The organism is Pseudomonas sp. VI4.1 (assembly GCF_002029345.1).
GTDB lineage: Bacteria > Pseudomonadota > Gammaproteobacteria > Pseudomonadales > Pseudomonadaceae > Aquipseudomonas.
The window spans coordinates 1-18,785 of sequence record NZ_MULM01000118.1 but is presented as its reverse complement, the minus strand read 5'-3'; the positions used below and the strand labels follow the sequence as shown (position 1 = coordinate 18,785).

Here is an 18,785-nt window from a genome sequence, read left to right as displayed (position 1 = left end):
GCCGAATGCTCGGAGCCCCCTTGCCAGGCCTTCGCGCAGATGGGATACAGGCAGCATCGCACTGGAAATCCGGTCGCTCGCGCACATTGTCCAACGGAGACTCGCCATGTCCGCCTTGCAACAACCTGCTTATGTCTATCGCCCGATGACCGCCGCCGACCTGCCCTCGGCCCATGCGTTGTCGGTGCAATTGAAGTGGCCCCATCGCCTGGAAGACTGGGCAATGTTGCAGCGGGTCAGCCATGGTTTCGTGGTGCTGGACGGCGAGCGCCTGATCGGCACCGCGTTCACTTGCCCCCAGGGCGGGTTCGCCACCATCGGCCTGGTGATCGTCAGCGACGACTACCAGGGCAAGGGCATCGGGCGCAAGTTGATGGAGCAGGCACTGGATGCCTGCCAGTCCCGCACCCCGGTGCTCAATGCCACGCTGGCCGGTGCGCCGCTTTACGTTAGCCAGGGGTTTGTCGAATTCGGGCGGATTCAACAACATCAAGGTCAGGCTCAAGGCCCTGTCCCCCTGCCCCTGGCAGACGAAGAACAATGCCGCCGGTTGCGCGCCGATGACCGGGCGCAACTGCTGGCCCTGGCCAACGCCGGCAGCGGGCTGGACCGGCAAGCCGTGCTCACGGACCTGCTCGAGGTGGTCGAGCATTCCGTGGGGATCGAGCGTGACGGCCAGTTGCGCGCCTTCGCCCTGCTGCGCCCTTTCGGCCGTGGTCGCTGCCTCGGCCCGGTGATCGCCGAGAATGTCGAACAAGCCAGGCACTGCTCAGCGTGCTGCTGGCCCAAGTGCCGGACGCCTTCGTGCGCATCGACATTCCGGCGGACTGTGGCTTGGGTCAATGGCTGGAGCAGGCCGGCCTCAAGCAGGTCGACACCGTGGCGCAAATGGCCAAGGGCACTCCACCGCAAGCGAGCGCAAACGTGCGGCAATTCGCGGTGGTCACCCAAGCCATCGGCTGAGCGCCGCGCACTATCCAATCCCAATCACTGCTGGTTTTCATGGAGCGTCATTCGCATGTCCCACCCTACCCTTATGCTGTTGGCGCGCGCCGACGGCAGCCCTGTAGCCACGTCTTTCACAGCGGCGCCCTTGAGTGACGCCGACCCGTTCCGACACGGCCGCCAGATCGCCTACAGCGACGCCGACGGCGTGTCGGCAGGCATCGTGCAAATCGACGCCGCCTTATCGATCGATCAATTCCCCCACACCGAAGTCATGGTCGTGCACGCCGGACAGGTCGTGCTGCACAGTAACGGACAGACGCTGGAACTGGGCATCGGCGCCGCTGCCGTCATCGGCTGCGGCACGGTCTTGCAGGTGCAGGTTCAGCCCGGCACCCGCTGGGCCTTCTGTGCAGTCACCACTCCCGCTGCCAAGCCGGCACCCGGCCTGACCGCCCTCGACCCGCTGGCCCTGCTCTCGCCGTCGGCGGCCCCTGAGCCACAGATTCTGATCGGCCCCACCCCGCAATGCCGCTCACGCAATGCCTTCGAAGATGACGCGACCGGACTGCGCGTCGGCGTCTGGGACTCGACGCCCTACCAGCGCCACGGTCGGCCGCACAAACTCCATGAGTTGATGCACCTGATCGAAGGCAGCGTCATTTTGCAGGCCGCGGACGGAAGCAGCCTGATCGTCAACGCCGGCGACAGCGTGTTCGTGCCCCAGGGCGCGCCGTGCGCGTGGACCAATACCCGCTATGTGCGCAAATTCTACGCCGTGAAGTAATCCGCTCAGGGTCCTTCGCTGGACGCGCTGGTGATCGTTCAAACGCCGGACCGGGAGCACCCCGAACCTGATCCGTCAGTTGTTCAGCAGCGGTTGAGTCTTTTGCGGCGGCGCCACATTATCCAGCACCCGGTTCACCGCCAGTTCACCCAGCATGATGACCTGCTGGACCGCCAGCATCGTGTTGCGCTGGGTTCCGTCCACCAGCCCGGCCAGGTCGCTGACCATGGCATTGGCCGACGCCAGCAATTCGCAGACCTGGGCCAGCAACGTTTCGTTGTCGACTTCGGGGGCAACGATAAAAATCATCGCCGGTTTGCGTCGATTGCATACCTCTGCGGGAACGGTGGGTTTGAGGTAGTGGTCGAGTGCACGGTCGGCGGCCTGGTGAAACTTTTTCGAATCGCCTGAGACGTACGGGGAGGTACTGTGGACCGCAAATGGCTCATGGGTCTGGAGTGTGTCGTCGGGCATGGTGGCTCTCTGCTGAGTGATGAGAGCTACCACGCTAACCGCCGCACTTCCGACAGCCAACCCTAAAAATACGTCGGACATTTCCTGTGTTTTCAGCTTGTTTTAATCGGCTGTGGGAAGCCTGCAGCCGAAAACAAACGCATTTATTGGAGCTTGTTTACGCATCGGCAAAATGCCTTCGCGCAGCCTACAAAATTTTCAGTCGTTGCCTACAGTAGCGCCAGAATCCACCGACTTTCTCTGCGGGTTTTCACCCATTTTTTCAGCTTTCACAGGCTCCCTCTTGCGGCACCAGACGGATATCGACACGCCGATTGGCCGCGCGCCCGGCCTCGGTGTCATTGCCGGTGACCGGCTGGCTGGCTGCGAGTCCCTGGACCGCAAAACAACTGTCCGGGAGGTCGCCCATGCGTTGCATCCAGTCACGCACCGCAGAGGCCCTGGCGCGTGACAGCGCCAGGTTTTGTCCGGCATCCCCCGTGGCATCGGAATGCCCGGCGATGACGATCAGCCAGCCTGGCCGGGCCTTGATGTCGGCCAAGGCATTGATCAGCACTTTGGTCGAGCCGGATTTGAGTTCGGCGCTGGCGGCATCGAACAGCATCAGACTGTCCAGCTGCACGGGAGCGGCGGCCAAGCGATCGCTGTCCTGGCCTGCCGGCCAATGCTTCCACCCAAACCAGCCGGTCAAGGCGATGCCAATCGCCACGGCGAACAGCCACAGGGCCATTCGACGTCTGCTTGTGGCCGGGTCTGAAGTCCCCGCATCGGGCATGCGAGGCGGTGGCAGGATCACCACCGGCATCACGAATGACGGTTCAGGCACCCTTGCCGACAGCTGCACCGTTGCGTTCGGAGCCGTGCTTTGCTGCAAACGTTGCATCAGGCTATCGACCTGCTGACGCAGAGCCTGCAGCGTGACCATCGGCACTTGAACCTGAGCGTCCAGACGCTGGTTCAAACGGCTCAACTCGGTATCCAGCTGGACCAGTGCCGGCAAGCTTCGCTTATCCAGCGCCAGGCTGCGCAGCAAGGGCTGCAACTGGGCGAACAGCCAGCCCAGGCTATCCAGGCGCATCGATTCCACTGGCGGCCACACGTGCGGCCATTCGCCGCTCAGTGCCTCGATCAATGCCACCCCTTCCACCATGCCTGACAGGCCATGACGCTGGCTGCGCGCCAGCGCATAAGAGACCGCGGTTTGCAGATCCGCCCCGTTGCTCTGGAACAAGGCCAGGCACAACTGCTCGACCTTGCTCCAGTTCACGTCCGGACAGGCCGGATGGCTCAATTTGGCCAGTTCATCACGCAACGCCATGAACTCGCCCAAGCCGCGCGGATCACCACCCGTGCGGATACGCATTTCAAACAACGCCGTCATCCAGCTTCCCTTCCATTACAGGTTCGTGGCCGACAGATAGTTCTGCCGCTTCAAGTGACGCACCAGCACTCGGCCCTCGGCCGCCAGGGTGGTACCGAAGGTTACTCGCTGCCCCGCCTTGAGCTGCACGTCGAGGGCGTAGTCCAGATGCCCCGGTTGCACCTGCGGCAGCAGTTCGATATTCACCGCTGCCAGGCGCGGTTCGTACTTGAGCAAGGTATCGGCCATGCTTCTCATCAGGTCATGCGCCGTGCCAGGCAAGCCCTGGAGGATCAGGCCCATATCGGGCAGACCGTAATCCGGCAGATGACTGAGCGTGCCCGCCCGGCTGTTGAGGATGCGTTGCAGGTTGTCCAGTACCGACAGGGTGTGCTGGTCCGCTTCGCCGACGCGATACAGTTCCAGCTCGCCCTCGAAATTCTGCAGCAGCATCTCGTAGAGCGAAGGATTGAAGTCGGTCATCGATTAGTCCTTGGCCAGCGGTCGCAAGGTCAGCAGGTTGTCCGCCAGCTCGATGACCCGGGCCCGGTCCGGATCCAGGTCATCACGGGTCAACGTCAGGCGCCACGTCTCCAGCTGGCTGTCGGGTTGGCGAAACAACGCGACCACGGCGACGGAGCGCGCGTCAGTGTCCAGCGGTACGCTCAGTTGCGCCCCCTCTCCCGGCTTGACCACCACGGTCCGCTTGTCCAGCAGATTCGCGCTCAGCAGCCGGTCGTCCTGGCTCAGCAAACTGTCGTAGGTGGCCTTTTCCAGCACCTTGCTGTCGCTGAGTTGGTACACCCGAACCAGCGTGGCTACCGACAATGCATTCATGTCTGCCCCATCGGTGTTCATCGATGCCCGCCCACTGAAGTCCAGGTGCAAGGTTTTCACCTGCTTGTAGAAAATCGAACTGGCGGCGGATGCGGTGCTGTCCGTCACTGACTGGGTCACCCCACAACCGGCGAGCCATGCACCCAGCGCAACGACCATCGATGATTTAAAAACCGTACGCGACATGGTGTATCTCTCTGTCCTGGGGATTTTTCGAAAGGCCCTGGTATCGGCCCAGATTGAGGGTGATGGAGTCGTGCGCCCCGACTTGCCAGGCGTCACTGCCCAGGCCCAGCACAGCGGTCATGCCCAGCCGTACCGAGGCTCGCCCCAGCACGGGCGTCGGCAGGCTGCGTAGCGGCAGCGACAACTGCAGCTTCGCGGTGCACCGCCAGCCCAGGTACACACGCAGCAGCACCAGCAGGTCGTTGTGCAACGGCCCACCCGGCAGCCAGCCACGGGCCTCGTCTGCATCCTCGGTGAACAGCGCCAGGTGCAACTGGCTATTGGCGTCATGCCCGACACTGCCCAGGGGCGTGCCCTGGGACAGGCTTACCGGGCGATGGCGGCACAGACTCGCCGGATGCGCCAACGGGATTTTCTGCGGCCAATGGGGTGTCACCCGTGCCCGGGTCCCGGGGGCCAGCAGCTTGACCAGCGCGACAATGCCTTCGGCGTTGCGGGTGGGCAGGCGCATCACGCTGAGCAGCGCCAGGAAGCGTGATACCGGCGTGGCAATCTGCCGGGCGGTGCCGGGAATTCCCAGGCCGATCAACCCCAGCAGGCACTGCGAAGTCGCATCGGTGCCCCCCGCCTCGAACGTGGCCGGATAAGAGTACTTGCGCCAGATACGGTAGAACTGGGTGAAGATCCGGTGGTTGAATATATCGAGGAAGGCTTCCACCGCCTCATGCCCTTCCCGACGCTGGGCGATATCGTCGAGAAAAGCCGTCGGCATCGGCGAGTCGACCCCGTACAAGCCGAGCAGGCGTGCGCGCACCGTTGCCGGGCGCTGCGGATGATGGTCACTGGTTTCGATCGCCTTCAACTCCCCGGCAGGAAAGCCCATGCCTGGGTCCGGCCGAAAGCGTACCGGGTCATCCGCCGGATCCGCCGTGCTCCCCAATGGCGGATGATCCGGCAGGGCCTGTTCCAGCAACTGGCAGAAGCGATACAGATTGGCCTCGGCCACCCGCCCCTGCAGTACTTCCAGTAATCCACTGGCTTTCAGCCGGGAATACGCTGACTGTGGTTCTCGTTCCATCGCAGGCACTTTCCAGTAGGTTGCAGGATCAGCGTGAGCTGGTTGAACAAATGAATGTCGGCGTACAGGCTGAAGAAGCGATGGAGCATCTCGCCGAACAGGCTGATGTCGCCTTCACCGCAAAAGCCATTGGCGTCCAGGGTGACTTCGATATCCACACCGCGTAGCAGAAAGCCTTTTTCAAAACGCTGGATCAGGTGGTGACGCACCTCGACGATCGCCGCCAGCCGACGGCGGTTCAGCTCGCTGCCCGTCCAGTCGTACAGCGCCAGGGTGCCGCGCAATACTTCGGCGTTGTCGAGCATCGGCAGGAAGTTCGAGCCCAGGTGGCTGAGCACGCGCCAGTGAAAACGATCGCGGTTCGGCGGGTAGCACGGCAAGGTCGGCGCACACAGGTTGCGCACCCGCAAGCCGGTCCGGGTGGATTGCCCCAGGGTATCGAGCAGGGTGCTTTGCAGAGCCTTGCGCGGTAGCTGGCCGTGGGTACCGGTCAGGCGCAACGACAGGCTGGCGTCCGCGAGCAGCCGATCCTGGTCAAAGCCCTCGCCGCCCAGAATCAGCCAGGTGTCATGCAGGCCATTGGCGCCCCGTTTTAATCGCGTGTGGAAGTAATGTTCGGGCGCCTCGTCCCGCAGCATGCCGCCCTTGTGGCGAAAGCTGGTGAACGGCACATAGTCCAGGCGCTCGGTGCTCCTGGAAGAGGTGACCTGATCCACCGAGTAGATTTCGGTATGACCGTCCTGCAGACGCATGGGGCGAAGCAGGTAGTCGGTTTGCAAAGGCGCCAGGTCCAGCGGGTCGGACTCCAGGGTGAACAGATTGATCACCGGCACCGCATGCAGGCGAATGTGCTCGGCGCTGGGATTGAACGCTTGAGGCCATGGCTGGCCAAGCACCACCTCCAGTTCGAACCAGGGTGTGCCCTTGGCGATGTCCAACTGCTCCAGCCCGCAGAGGGTCACGAACATGAACTTCTCGCGGAAGGTGAAATACTCCAGCAGCAACTGATACCCGCTGAAGGCGCTGTCACCTTTGGGCCACAGACGGTCCTCATCGGCGAACCCCTTGGGTACAAAATGGCCTGCCAGCGACTGACGGTCCGTTTGTCCCGGCATTCGTACGTACATCGCCTGGGTGTTGAGGGTCAGTGCCTGGTGCAGCGCACTCGCCAAGGGCGCATCGGCATTCAAGTACAGCGGCAGGCGACTCAGGGCGATCTCGCCCCAATCGGCCATCGCGCCGCAGGCAAAGCGCAGCCGCAGCAATGAGCGTCCGTCGGGCTCATGTGCCAGGCGCACAGACTCCACGGCCAGCGGTTGCAGCATCAGGTCCTGGGTGGTGGTGTAGCGGCATTGGGTGCGTTGCGGGCCGATGGGCTGCGACAGCACTTCGAAGCCCGCGGCGATCCGTTCGCTGCGCTTCATCTCCTTGAGATCGGGCGCCAGCTCAACGATCGCCAGCGACGGAATGGTGCGCAGGTAATGCGGCCATAGCAGACTGACCAGGCCCTCGGTGAGTTCCGGCAAGTCATCGTCGAGCTTTTCGCGCAACCGGCCCATGAGAAAGGCAAAGCCTTCGAACAGGCGCTCGACGTAGGGGTCGTGTGCGCCCGCCTTGTCCAGGTTCAGTTGCGCCGCCCGGTCCGGAAACGCTTGCGCGAACTCTTTGCCAGCCTCGCGCAGATAACGCATCTCGGCGTCGAAATAACGCAGTGTCAGATTGTCCATGCTCAAAGAAACATCCTGATGAATGAGGTTAGCCGCAGAGCACTGCGGCACGTACCGGATCGATGGCCACCAGCGCCGCCAACAGCGCCTCCATGCGCCGGGCAAGGGTGGGTTTGTCGGCATCGTTGCGCTGTGCTTTCAAGCGCAACAATTTGAGCAGGCGTGCCTTGACCTCGAAGTTCAGCTCGGGCTCCCAATCGGCCAACACCTGGCGCTGGGCGGTGGCGTCCAGTTCCCCCAGCAGGTGGATAGCCAGATCGCTCTTGCCATGCTGCTCGGCCACCCGCGCCATCAGCAGGCGCAGCAACCAGCGCTGCCGTCCGGTCTGTATGCCGGGGCGCGCGGCCAGCCAGGCCAACGCCTGCTCGATGCCGTCGCTGTCGGCTTGAACCAGGGCCTCGGCTTCCAGTGACAGGATCTCGTGATCCGCGCCGGGCACTGCGGCGGTCGGTGCAGGTAGCCACTGCTGGGGACGATTGCCGCTGACCTGCCGGGCAATCCACTCCCGGGTGGTCTCATCGGCGAAGGGCGAGCCGTCGCTCCAGCACAAGGCTTCAACGCCCGGCAGTCGCTCGAGGAACATGCCCAGATCGCGCTTGGCCACATCGGCCCAGCTGTCCTGGGGTGCGGGTTGTTTGCTCAGCGCCTGACACGCATACCACTGCAGATCCAGCCAGAAATGATTCACGCCCTCGGCGTACATCCGCTCGACCTGATCCAGCAATTCACTCCAGCTCTGTTGCAGATACAAGCGCTTGAGTTGGGCTCGATATTCGCCACGAGGCGCAGTCAGGCGCGTTATGCCATTGATGTCCTGGGGCGGAGCCTGATGCACGGTGTCCCAGCGCAGGCTCTTCATCAGGCGGTGAGCCGCCAGCCAGCCCAAGGGCTGCTCGCGCAGATAACCGGCCAGGGCCCTGCCACTGTCCAACAGATCGCGCCCGGATTTGATCGTGGCCGCGTCGGACGCCGTCGTTTGCGCACTGGACTCATGACTGGCGCTGTTTTGCGGCACCAGTGCGTCCACCCCGCCGGACTGGCGCCAGCGCGCCGACAAGGCGCCATAGAGTGCGCCCAAGGCGGGCCGTTGCTCCGGCGGCCACGCCTCAAGCCCGCGCTCCAGCCAGGCCAGCGCTGCCACCGTGCGCTCAGTCTCGTCCTTGACCACTTCCGGAAACAGCGAAAGGCTGTCCAGCACTTTGCCGCTGGTCAGCCACTCCAATGCCATCTTGCGGCTGTTGGGACGCGCGGGCAGCACCTCGCCGGCAAAGCGCTCCACCAGGGCTGCCAGCAGGCCGAGACCGTCTGCCAACCCGCTCTCGCCGTCTTTGTGCAAGCGCGCCCACAAGTAGTAGGTGGCGACGCGCAGATCCTTGCAGCGTTGGGTGATGAGTTTCTCTGCCAGCTGCACCACCTGATCGACATCGGCGCCAGACAGCTTGTTGACCTCTTCACGCATGCGCTGGAAGTCATCGTCGTAGCCCGGATCCTCACCCGCGGGCAAGTCCGTGCTGATCGGTTGCAACCAGGCTTGCCAACGCTCGGCTTGCTGGTGGGCCAGGGAAAGGGCATCGCGTTCGCCCAGGCATCGGGCGATTAATGAACGCAGGCTCATTTGACCCTCCTCATCTGCGCATCGGCGACCGTCTCATCGCCCTCACTCAAAAAAATCTGCGCCGGCAACTTGAAGCTGCGCAGCTTGAACAGCGCCAGCGGCCCCGCGTCCAGCTCGGTGCGCAGGTGCCAGGTCAGGCCCAGGCCGTCGGGAGCCTTGAGCACGACGCGGTAGTGGCTGCCGCCATCGTCCAGCGGGGTGATCTGGGCTTGCTCCAGCAAGCGGATCAGGCCCCAGGTGCCCTGGAAGTCTCCGAACAGCCGTTCGTTGGCCTGCACGCTGGTCCAGGTCAGGCTGGTGCCCGGGTGGCTGCTGAAGCCGGGCCAGCTGAAGCGCTGCCAGCTTTCCTTCTGGTTGAAGTACTCGTGTTTCTCGCCATTGAGCACGAAGGTGGTTTGCACCACGTCGCGCACCGGTTTGCCGCGCAGTTCGAAACTCAGGCCCATGCCGCCGTCGGTGTAGAGCACGTCGGCCAGGTGGCTGAGCTGATTGATCGCCGTGAGGAACTGCGGGTTGAAACGCAAGCCCTGGCTGTGTCGGGAATCGGCCACCCAGCGGCTGCCTTCCTTGCGCAAGACGCCGCCCAGTTGCTGCTGCAGAAACTGGTCGATGCGCCCGGAATCGGCGCGGATCATCTGTCCCAGCATCGGCAAGGAGGCGTCACTGGCGGTGGCCGCAAAGGGGTAGCGGCCGGCGAAAGCGCCGTGCCAGTCGCTGACGATCGCGCGTTGCCACTGGCGGTTGAGCCCCGCCGCCGAGGGTTGCAGCACCCGTTGCCAGGCCTGGTCCAGCGGCTGCACCAACAGCGTCTCGCCGACCTGGCCCCACTCGGCGCCGAGGCTGGCGGCGAGCAGGCTGCCGTAGGATTGGGTGTCGGTGAGGTCGACGTTCTTGCCCTGGAACACGCTCTGCGCCAGGGCCTGGGTCATGGCCTGCGGGTCGGTGCGTTGTGCACTTGCTGCAGTTTCAGGCGCACCGGGTGACGCGGTTGAGGAAGGCCTGCAGGCTCAAGCGGTCGCTGTCGCCGCCGCCTTCCGCGTCCTTGCCCAGCAGGGCCAGCAACGGGCCGAAGGTGGCGTCCAGCGGGCCAGTCGGTCCCTGCAGCCGCTGGTCGATCGCCGGCACCGGGGCCTGGCCGACCAGCTTCTGCGCGGACTGCATCAGCGACTCGGCCAACGCCTGGCCGCGCACGCCGGCCTGGCCCTGGTAGGCCAGGGTGTTCATCAGCGCGATCAACGGCGACTGGCGCACGTCGCTCATCAGCGTCAACTGGTCGATCACCTCGCCCAGGCTATCGGCCGGCTGCCAACGCAGACGGTTGAGAAAATCCAGCCAGGCGCTGGCGTAGTCCTCGAAGTAGCGTTCTGTCAGGCGCGCCCGCAGCACATCCGGGGTCAGCTCGGCATCGATCTCGCCGGGGTGGTCGCTGAGCACCCAGTCGATTTCTTCGCGCCGCGCTTCGGCGACGGCCGCGATGGCCTGGCGCACCTGGCCTTCCCAGGCCTGGCGGGTGAACACGCCCGGCACGCTGGCCTTGCTGCTGAACAGCGCGCCGGCCTCGGTGTCGCCGACCATCTGCACCAGGCTCAAGTCCGGGGTGTGATTGGCCGCCGCGTCGAGCACCTGCTGGTACAGGCTGGTTTCGGCATTGCGCTGGCCCAACTGGCCAAGCAGCACTTGCCGGGCCTGGGCGACCAGCTTCGGGTCGGCCTGGATGCGCCACTCGGGGTGCGCCGCCAGGTGCTCGGCGTAGAACTGCCACAGGCTTGGTGACAGGCCTTGCCAGAGACCCGGCGATATTCCCGCGCGCACGGGTTCGGCGTCGATCAGCGTCTGGGTCAGGAAGGTCGTATCGGTTTTTTCCGGGTGCGCCAGCATCAGGTAGGCCTTGAGCTGGTCGTAGGCGGCCCGGGCCCGTTGGCCGCGTTCAGGGCTGCCCGGGGGCAGCTTGATCAGGGCGTTGAGTTTTGCCTTAAGGTTGGACGCGGCCGGGTCGCGCAGCAGGCGGGTGTTGGCCTCGACATAGCGTGGCCACAGGGCCTCGAGCAAGTTTTGGTTCTGGTTCAGGCCGAAGCGCTGGTACCAGGGGGCGCCGTGTTGGGCGCGGTAGTCCAGGCGTGCCAGTTCGCGCATCAGGTCGTTGAGGGCCAGCAGTTGAGCGTCGCCCTGCCCGGCTTGGTCCAGCGATGCCAGCGCGCTTTGCACCTGGGCGATCTGGGTGCGGTTGGTGGCGAAGGACAGTAGCAGGCCGGCGCCCCATACCAGCGCCAGGCCCATGACCACCGCCGAAACAATGCGCACGGGGTGTCGGCCCAAACGGCGACTGTGCACGGCCTTGTCGTCGAGCACGCCCTGCCAGGCCGGGTCGATGGGCCAATGGTGCGCAGGGTGATCCTCGTGTTCAGCCAATGGCAGGCTGAACCATAGCCCGCGCAACGGCAGACCCCGGGCGAACTCGCCGAACAAGGGCGCGAGCGCCTGACGCCAGCGGGCAATGCCCTCGACCTGCAGATCGTGCGACAGGCGCAGCAGGAAGTCGTGCTTCATGTCGGATTGCATTTGCGCCCAGCCTGATTGGCGCAAGGGCACGATCATGTTGTCCAGGCAGGTTTCCAGGGCCACGGCGGTGGCGCGTGCGGGCAGCAGGCAGCCGACTGCTTGAGACTCGCGAGCGGGCTGCGGCCACTCACTGGCGCAGACTTGCCACAGGTACAGCGGCAACTGCCACTGCAGGTGGCGGGCCAGGGTTTGCAGGTAGCGCACGCCGGCGCCCATTGCGGCGACGTCGCTGGACTGCTCTTTGTTCAGGGCCCAGATGACGCCGTCGAGTGCGCGCCAGCGGTTGAGGCTGCGGTACTGTGCAAAGGGTGCATCTTCCGCATTGCCTTGGACGCTGCCGCCCCAGATCAGGATGGTGTTCTGGCCTTCCATCCAGTTTTCTTGGGTCAGGCCCGGGGCGATGGCCTGGATCTGGTCGGGTTCGCCGACGACTAGCAGCAGGCGAATTTTACGACGCCAGAAGGGGCCGTGCTGATTGCGCAAATACGCTTGCACGAGGTCGGTCGGTTGCGTCCGAGTCTCAGTGGAGGCAGGTTGAGGAGGCTGGACAACATCATCCGCGTCGAGCCGGTTAAAAGCCGATTGCCCTAGCTGAAGTCCCAGCAGTCGATACCCAGCCAGAAGCCCCGCGACGACCAACGTCGCGGCCGATATCACCCAAAGCCAGATCGTCTGCCGGTCACTGCCGGCCGCAAGACCCAGCGACTCGGGATCATGCCAAACCAGCACGCTCAAGATCACACCGGTCAGCAACAGCAAGCCAACCAGCCCCCCCATTCCTACAGAGTGGCGAAACTGCATGCGAAATTCCTATTTAGAAAGTGCTGACACAGGCATCAAGACCGTGCCCCAGAGTCCGGCCGTGGCAGGGCCACCACCACTGAAGATGAATTGCGCTCCAGCACCGCGCTCAATCGTCTGCGTCGCGGCCGCGATGGCCAGCCAAGGGGATGCTTTCCCGGGATGCCCCAGCAACGCATCGAGGTTGCAAGGCGCCTGCTTGCCCAACAGGGGTTCTTTAGCCAACACGGTCGCGATGGCCGCATGACGTTGTGGGTCGATACCCACCCGCCAGGTCTTCTCGATTGACTTCGCTTCAAGCGGCACCCAATCGAGGGCTTGACGCGTGGCATAGAGCAGATCGGCGTCGGTAGGCTGGCGCTCCTGCTCAGGACGGTGCAAGTAGGCGACCGGCGCCAAGGTGGTTTGCGTCAGGCGATTGCCGAACAACACACCGACGGCGACTTCTGCCGTGCCCTCGGGCTGTTCCGGTGCAAGCTGCACGGCCAGCACCAGCAGCAAGGCCTGGTCACCGATGCGCTGGTCGAGCCATTGATCCAGCGCGGCCAACCCACTGCCCTCGACGGGTACTGTCGATTGACGGATGCCGGACTCGCACCATGCCTTTCGCCATGCGGCGCGCCACTGGTCCTCGGGTAACCTGCAGTCGACCTCCAGAATCAGAGCCAACGGCTTATCGTCAGACAATTGCGCCAGGATCGGCGCCAAGTCAGCCAGCCTCTGGCCTAATACACTCATCAGTAGCGCTTCCAGGTCTTCACCTGAGCCTTCGACAAAGCGGCTGTGACTTACCGGTGCATCGTCCATCCTCGACGGTTGCGTCTTCAGTGCCTCGGTGCCACTCAACAAAGCGTCGAGTTGGGCGGTTGGCTCGCCCGCAGAATCTAGCAGGGCGGTATGCAGACTCACGCCCAACACCTGCTGCGAGCGTCGACCCTGACGAATCTTGCGGATCATGGCTTTTTCACGGGCCTCATCCCAGCCGTCGGCAGCGGACTGTTCGCCGATGTGAAATAGAACTCGCCCGAAACCCAGCACACACCAGCCCAGAATTGGCAGGCCTAAGGCCAAACTCCAGAAATCAACAGGCTTTTGGCGCAAGGGTTCATCGCCTAGCAATAAAGTCCCTCCCACACCGAGCAATGAACACAGCAACAGCAAGATGAACCAAAGCCAGAAGCGAGGGCGGGCAGGACGTAGCGCGGGAGCAGGTACTTTATCCAGTCTGATGGGCATGACTAACTCGCCTTCGCTTCAATCGGGGAGAAAATCAATGCGCAGCCGCCGGATGCCATTGCAACAATTACCACAGCTAACGCTCTATCAATTTTGCTCGGGGTTCTCATAGGTGCTCCGTATTTGTACGTTCTATTGCTTATTTTTAACGCTGCGTTTTCTACCTCACAACCTGGAATTTCATTCGGGCTTGACAGAGCATTTCTTCTTCCGCATGAGCAAGAAGTGTCAACTCACAATTTTTTTTATAATATTCAGATTCTTCAGAGCCCTGGTCCAAGCTCTCAATGTACGACAGGATTTCCTCCCTTGTTTTTGTGGAAATTCTGTTCATTATTGAAAGTGAACTGTAGAAACCATCGCCGACTGCACCTGTTTCCAAGTATACCAACTCCGCAAATCTTGATGATGCCAAAGAAACAAGACAGCCTACTTTCTCAATTCCAGCCTCTTCACCGGGATATATAGATTTGTAAACATTATTACAGTGAGCATCTCTGTACTTAATCCACGCCCGCTCTCCTTCCAGAAGCAAGTCCTTATTAGGGAACTTAGAGCCCGACACCAATATTCGATATTGCTCATTTAGTTTTTTGTCAACTCGCTTATACGCTGAACTTGCGCATTCAAGAACATCCTTTGTGACCGGGCTATTCGGATTACAATCATTGCTAGCAACAACTAACGAAACCCAAAAAAAGCTAGGAAAAAACACCATCAATCCCAACAGTCGCATTTTAAACCCTTCTCAAAAAGTTTGGCCTCATCTTCTCGGCGGATTATCAACCCCCCGAGCCCCGCCCTACCTTCCCAAATTATTTATCTAGTCTGACGGGCATGACCAACTCACCCTCGCTTCAACCGGGTAGACATTCAATGCACAACCAATGGAGTCTGACGGAACAGTACCGCCGCGCCTCCATAAACATTTATTGACACTCAATGAAAACAACCCCCCAATGGCTTCATATATTAACGTCCATCGCAATAGTCGAGATCACTGCACCTCAACCATCCTTCAGTCGTAACTGCTCCAGAAAATCTGAACTCAACCCAATCTTCATCATCCTTAAAAAAATCGAGCAACGTAACCTCGTCTCCTTGAACCAAATACTTACTTGTTTTTTTGGACATCCCTGGCAAAGTAAAAATATCAGCACGCAGAGAAGAAATCTTGGTAATCAACGGCACTCTGCGCTCAAAATCAACATCATCGGACACTAACAATCTAGTGAACGAACCATCTGATTTATACACTTTTCGCTTAACCTCTCCACACCCAACACAACCATCTGAAATATAATGTTTTACTACGCCACCTTGAATGCGATAGATATTCTCTTTCCAGACTGCACCATCCCTATATGAGCTAACTACATAACCATGTCGAACCTTGAAATTACACAAAGCTCCATCACCGAAATCCAACTCAGCCAGGGTGCGATCAGCAGCCTTGTAATACAACACTTTTGAGCAAGCATTGACACCTCCTCCATCCAAACGAAAAACAACTTCTCCTACCCCATCTCCACTTAAATCCTCAATATAAACATCGCCATATACTCCTTCCACCTCCTTCATAAAATCATCAGGCAGTGATAATGGATACGACTCCCCTTTTATAGAAGCTGATACTGCAAGGGGTGTGAGACGATCGATCTGCAACGCAGGTATAGCTGACTCAGAATTAGCCCCAAATGAAGAAAAATACAAAGTCAACAGTAAGCCAACCGCCGACACTAGTTTCAATCCATTCATTTACTTAAGCCCCCACTCTTTTCGTATTGCCTCGTATATCTTCACTCTTTCATGCAGGCCATTGTCACCTCCATTTACCGCCAACGTCACGAGACGGACGTTGTCGGGCTCATTATTTATGAGAACATTTATATCACCTCGTGCATTATACTTCCTACTGACTGCCCCATTGCGCCGCCAATACCAACATGAAACATCTATAGCATTAAACATATTCTCTGCAATTAAATTTGGAGCGCGCACAAAATCAACCCCAGTATAATTTGAATAGGACTCATAGTTGTTTTTCCATGTAAGCTGAATCAGCCCCTTCCCTTTATATTTTGGACCATCACCGACTTCCGTATTCCCACTAGCTATAGCATTTATATGCATACCAGGATCGTACTGCTCCCCCGATGCGAACTCGACAGTCGTTTCAAAGGCCGCTGACTCATGAAAACACTGAGAAACAAAATGTGCTTGCTGGTGAGGAGTTGTTATTTGGTATCTCTCAAGAGCATCATTCAAGAGAGCAACAAAATCATACTTATCATACTTGTATATTTGCGGATATTTCACCGAAAAATCATCAAGAAAATTGCGTCCACCCCCTCGCCCGGTAAACCAATTACCAGATTTTCCTGTAACCTTTTCTAACAATTCAACAGTAATTCTTCGATTACTATCTTTGAACCACCCCTTTAACCCAATCGGATTAAAGTGAAAAACCTTCCCCCACGACGGCAACCCCACTTTCTCCGCCACCTCACCCCACCAACTCATTTGCTGGATCCGCTGCTTCTCCGCCAACCAGTTCAGATGCGGAGTCGAGCCGCTATGACCGAGCAATTCATCCAGCGCGTCCCACTTCTGCGTCTGGTGAAACCACTCGCTTTCCTTGCGGATGATCAACTGCGAGATCGCTTGCGCATGGGCCGGCAGGTGGAGGACCGCTTGCAGTTCTTCGGCGGTCATCTTGCCATCGCGGTTACGGTCGATGATCTCGTACAGCCGGCTTTTCATCGGCCCTTGGTCGTCTTTGTCAGCCAAGGGGCGAAAGCGCTCGCGTTGCTCTTCGGTGAAACCGTCGACGGCACTGAGAAAGGAGGCCATCAAGTGTTTGGGGGTGCTGTAGTCGAAAATAAGGTCATAGCCCTCCCACGACCAGGGACTGAGCCAAGGCGTGATGCCGACTTCTTCGCGCACCCAACCGTCGAGCAGGTGGTTGTCGGCGTCGTGGAGCAGCCCATCCAGGCGATACCAGTTGCTGGCTTTGCGGCTGTCGCTCGCGGCCACCTGGATTTTTCTGTCGGCCGGCAAAGCCTCCAGCACACTCTTGGGGACCAATAAGTCGGCAGCACTGATTGGGCTGTCGGCGCTCCATACCTTCAGTTGGGCTGCGGTGGCATTCTCTTGATGAGGCACCACAGCGGTGCCTTTAGCTAGCTTCAGCCAGGTTCTGTCCTTATCCGGTAGGCGCTGGGCCCAGTCGCGACTGTCCTTGATGAATAAATCGACGTCATCGTTACTGAACACTTCCAGGTGCAGCTTTTCCTCTGGCTGATCAGCGCCGCCGTCCTGGTACTCGCCGAGGTGACCGATCAACGCGCCGGCCTTGATGGGAACAGGCGTGTCGAGCACCACCACGCGATCTAACGCCAGCGGTTCCTGCGCACCTTCCAGCGAGTCGAAATGCACATACTGATTCACGCGTTCCAGCTTACGAAACTCGCCCTCACCGCTGACCGTGACTACCGTTCCCACCGGCAGTTTTAAAAGTTCCGGGTTATTAATGCTTGGATCAGCGCGAACATTGACCCACTCCTCCGACGACGTGATGCGGTATTCGTTGCCGGCAATCGGTTGCAGAAGGCTGGCAGCAAGGTAGCCAGCTATCGAGCCGTCGGCGTTGATCAGTTCGGCGGGGCCGAGGCTGTTCTCCAGCTTGCGATAGCTGCCCTCGCCGCTGACGGTCACCTCGGCGCCGCGTGGCAGGAGATCTATCACCTGGCCCGGCCAGACCTTGATGCGCACGTTCAGGCCACGCTCTTCAGGGTTTCCGGGGCGGATGTCGTTCACCGTCCGTTTAACGCGAAGGATCGGGCTCTCGGGCCAACACGCTGGACGAACGATGGCGGCGTCCTTCCGGTACACCGACCAATCCCGCAGGTGCATGTACAGGCTGTAGAAGATCAGGCTGCGCGGCGTGTCCGGGCTGCCTTCGATCTTCGGTGGCTGAAGCCGATGACGGACTAGCACGAAATTGCGCGAGAACGGCTTCTTTACGGTTTGTTTATTGACGAAATAGGTCGTGGTCGGCGCCTGCGTGTCGATGCGGTAGGCCACCACTTCACCGTCGGCCAGGCAGTGCACGCTGGATTGATCCAGGGGGCCGGCGGTGCCGCTGTCGAAGTGCACACCGCCGTGCCAGAGGCCGCTGCGTCCCAAGGGGAAATAGCCGGCTTTGGCCTTGGCCATGTGGGTCAGCTGTAACAGCGGGTTGCGTTTGTCCCCGAGCGGATCTTTGCACTTGAATGGATGGCTCCAGTTTTTCAGCGGTGGCAGAGTGTCGCTACTGGGTGCTGGAGACAATGGAACATTCCGAGTGTCAGGCGTCGGCAAGACCGGCGGTGACGGCCGATCCACCCGCGAGTCACTGCGAGTGTCGTGAAAACCAAAAAGTCGGGCAAGCAAGTTGGCCATGTCGAATGTCGCTCCTTGTTTTGCGAAAAAGGGATCAGCCGGAGAAATCCGTACGCCCCAGAGACGTGGAGTTATGCTCGGTTAATTGAGCCAGCGGCGGTATTTCCAGCGATTGCTTGGCTGCACCGCTGTAGGCGAAATGCGCCGACTTGACCCTGTAATCACCCGCCGTTCCCGACTCGATGCTGGAGGGGTCGAGGGTGATGTAGCTGCCACCGGCGTTGAGGGTGATTTTCTTCTTGGCGGTGATATGGATTTCGTCTTCGGTACTGGTGATTGCCAGGCCGTGACGGGCCATCAGTTCGAGCGTGTCGTTTTGCGCTTGCACGCTTACCGGCCCGTGGTTGGCGATCAGCTTGATGCCCAGTTTGCGCACGAACAGGCTGAGCCCCTGCCCCACGCCGATGAACAAGCGCTTGACCACGCTGAGGTCGGCTTCGCCCCCGGCGTTGAGCATCAGGTTGTTTTGCGCGGCCAGTTGCAGGTGCTTGCCGCTGGTGAGGGCGATGCCCTGGGGCGCGCGCTGAGCAGCAGCACGGACGACTTGAGTTGCTCCAGGTCTTGCTGGAGCAGGTTCAGTTGCGAGGTCACGTCGGCGGGATCTGCGTTGGCGGCCTGGGCATCGACGGAGAGCGATTGCAGTTGCTCGCCCGCCTGCTGCAGGCGGCCGGTTGCCGCGCTCATTTCCAGGACTTGCCCCTGCGCCAGGGCCTGCTCATCGGCACTGATAAACAACC

At 60.6% G+C, this 18,785-nt stretch carries 12 protein-coding genes and 3 pseudogenes; 2 read left to right on the top strand and 13 right to left on the bottom strand.

Features of this window, described 5'->3' with window-relative positions; translation table 11 throughout:
• The first annotated feature begins 106 nt into the window (after positions 1-106).
• Together BZ163_RS07495 and BZ163_RS07490 are read left to right on the top strand one after the other, a co-directional pair.
• A pseudogene (locus BZ163_RS07495) lies at positions 107-963 on the top strand (GNAT family N-acetyltransferase).
• 55 nt (positions 964-1,018) lie between these two features.
• On the top strand, positions 1,019-1,732 hold the full coding sequence (locus tag BZ163_RS07490) for a cupin domain-containing protein (RefSeq protein WP_128870402.1): 714 nt from the start codon (positions 1,019-1,021) through the stop codon (positions 1,730-1,732).
• 75 nt (positions 1,733-1,807) lie between these two features.
• Here the strand turns inward: BZ163_RS07490 and BZ163_RS07485 are convergent, their stop codons facing one another.
• From BZ163_RS07485 to BZ163_RS07425, 13 genes and pseudogenes are all read right to left on the bottom strand, one after another.
• A complete protein-coding gene (locus BZ163_RS07485; protein ID WP_128870401.1) occupies positions 1,808-2,206 on the bottom strand; it encodes a DUF6124 family protein in 399 nt (132 codons plus the stop codon).
• 262 nt (positions 2,207-2,468) lie between these two features.
• Positions 2,469-3,587, bottom strand: coding sequence for an OmpA family protein (locus BZ163_RS07480; protein WP_128870400.1), 1,119 nt, complete (start codon positions 3,585-3,587; stop codon positions 2,469-2,471).
• 15 nt (positions 3,588-3,602) lie between these two features.
• A complete protein-coding gene (gene tssE, locus BZ163_RS07475) occupies positions 3,603-4,049 on the bottom strand; it encodes a type VI secretion system baseplate subunit TssE (RefSeq protein WP_128870399.1) in 447 nt (148 codons plus the stop codon).
• Between the two features lie 3 nt (positions 4,050-4,052).
• Positions 4,053-4,589, bottom strand: a complete 537-nt coding sequence (tssJ, locus tag BZ163_RS07470; protein WP_128870398.1) for a type VI secretion system lipoprotein TssJ — start codon at positions 4,587-4,589, stop codon at positions 4,053-4,055.
• A complete protein-coding gene (tssG, locus tag BZ163_RS07465) occupies positions 4,570-5,667 on the bottom strand; it encodes a type VI secretion system baseplate subunit TssG (RefSeq protein WP_128870397.1) in 1,098 nt (365 codons plus the stop codon). The genes tssJ and tssG overlap by 20 nt, the downstream gene beginning before the upstream one ends.
• On the bottom strand, positions 5,631-7,400 hold the full coding sequence (tssF, locus tag BZ163_RS07460) for a type VI secretion system baseplate subunit TssF (protein ID WP_128870396.1): 1,770 nt from the start codon (positions 7,398-7,400) through the stop codon (positions 5,631-5,633). The genes tssG and tssF overlap by 37 nt, the downstream gene beginning before the upstream one ends.
• 22 nt (positions 7,401-7,422) lie before the next feature.
• The gene (gene tssA / locus BZ163_RS07455) at positions 7,423-9,009 is read right to left on the bottom strand and encodes a type VI secretion system protein TssA (RefSeq protein WP_128870395.1); all 1,587 of its coding nucleotides are present in this window, start codon (positions 9,007-9,009) and stop codon (positions 7,423-7,425) included.
• Positions 9,006-12,369 (bottom strand): annotated as a pseudogene (locus BZ163_RS07450) (ImcF-related family protein). The gene tssA and the pseudogene BZ163_RS07450 overlap by 4 nt, the downstream one beginning before the upstream one ends.
• Positions 12,370-12,378: 9 nt before the next feature.
• Entirely contained in the window at positions 12,379-13,470 is a 1,092-nt protein-coding gene (locus tag BZ163_RS07445) for a hypothetical protein (protein ID WP_371916791.1), read from the bottom strand.
• Between the two features lie 295 nt (positions 13,471-13,765).
• On the bottom strand, positions 13,766-14,341 hold the full coding sequence (locus BZ163_RS07440; RefSeq protein ID WP_128870393.1) for a lysozyme inhibitor LprI family protein: 576 nt from the start codon (positions 14,339-14,341) through the stop codon (positions 13,766-13,768).
• Between the two features lie 236 nt (positions 14,342-14,577).
• The gene (locus BZ163_RS07435) at positions 14,578-15,363 is read right to left on the bottom strand and encodes a hypothetical protein (protein ID WP_128870392.1); all 786 of its coding nucleotides are present in this window, start codon (positions 15,361-15,363) and stop codon (positions 14,578-14,580) included.
• Positions 15,364-18,048: a glycoside hydrolase family 19 protein gene (locus BZ163_RS34770; protein WP_168187328.1), complete on the bottom strand. Its 2,685-nt coding sequence runs from the start codon at positions 18,046-18,048 to the stop codon at positions 15,364-15,366.
• A 34-nt stretch (positions 18,049-18,082) separates the two neighbouring features.
• A pseudogene (locus BZ163_RS07425) lies at positions 18,083-18,785 on the bottom strand (DUF2345 domain-containing protein); the annotation flags it as partial.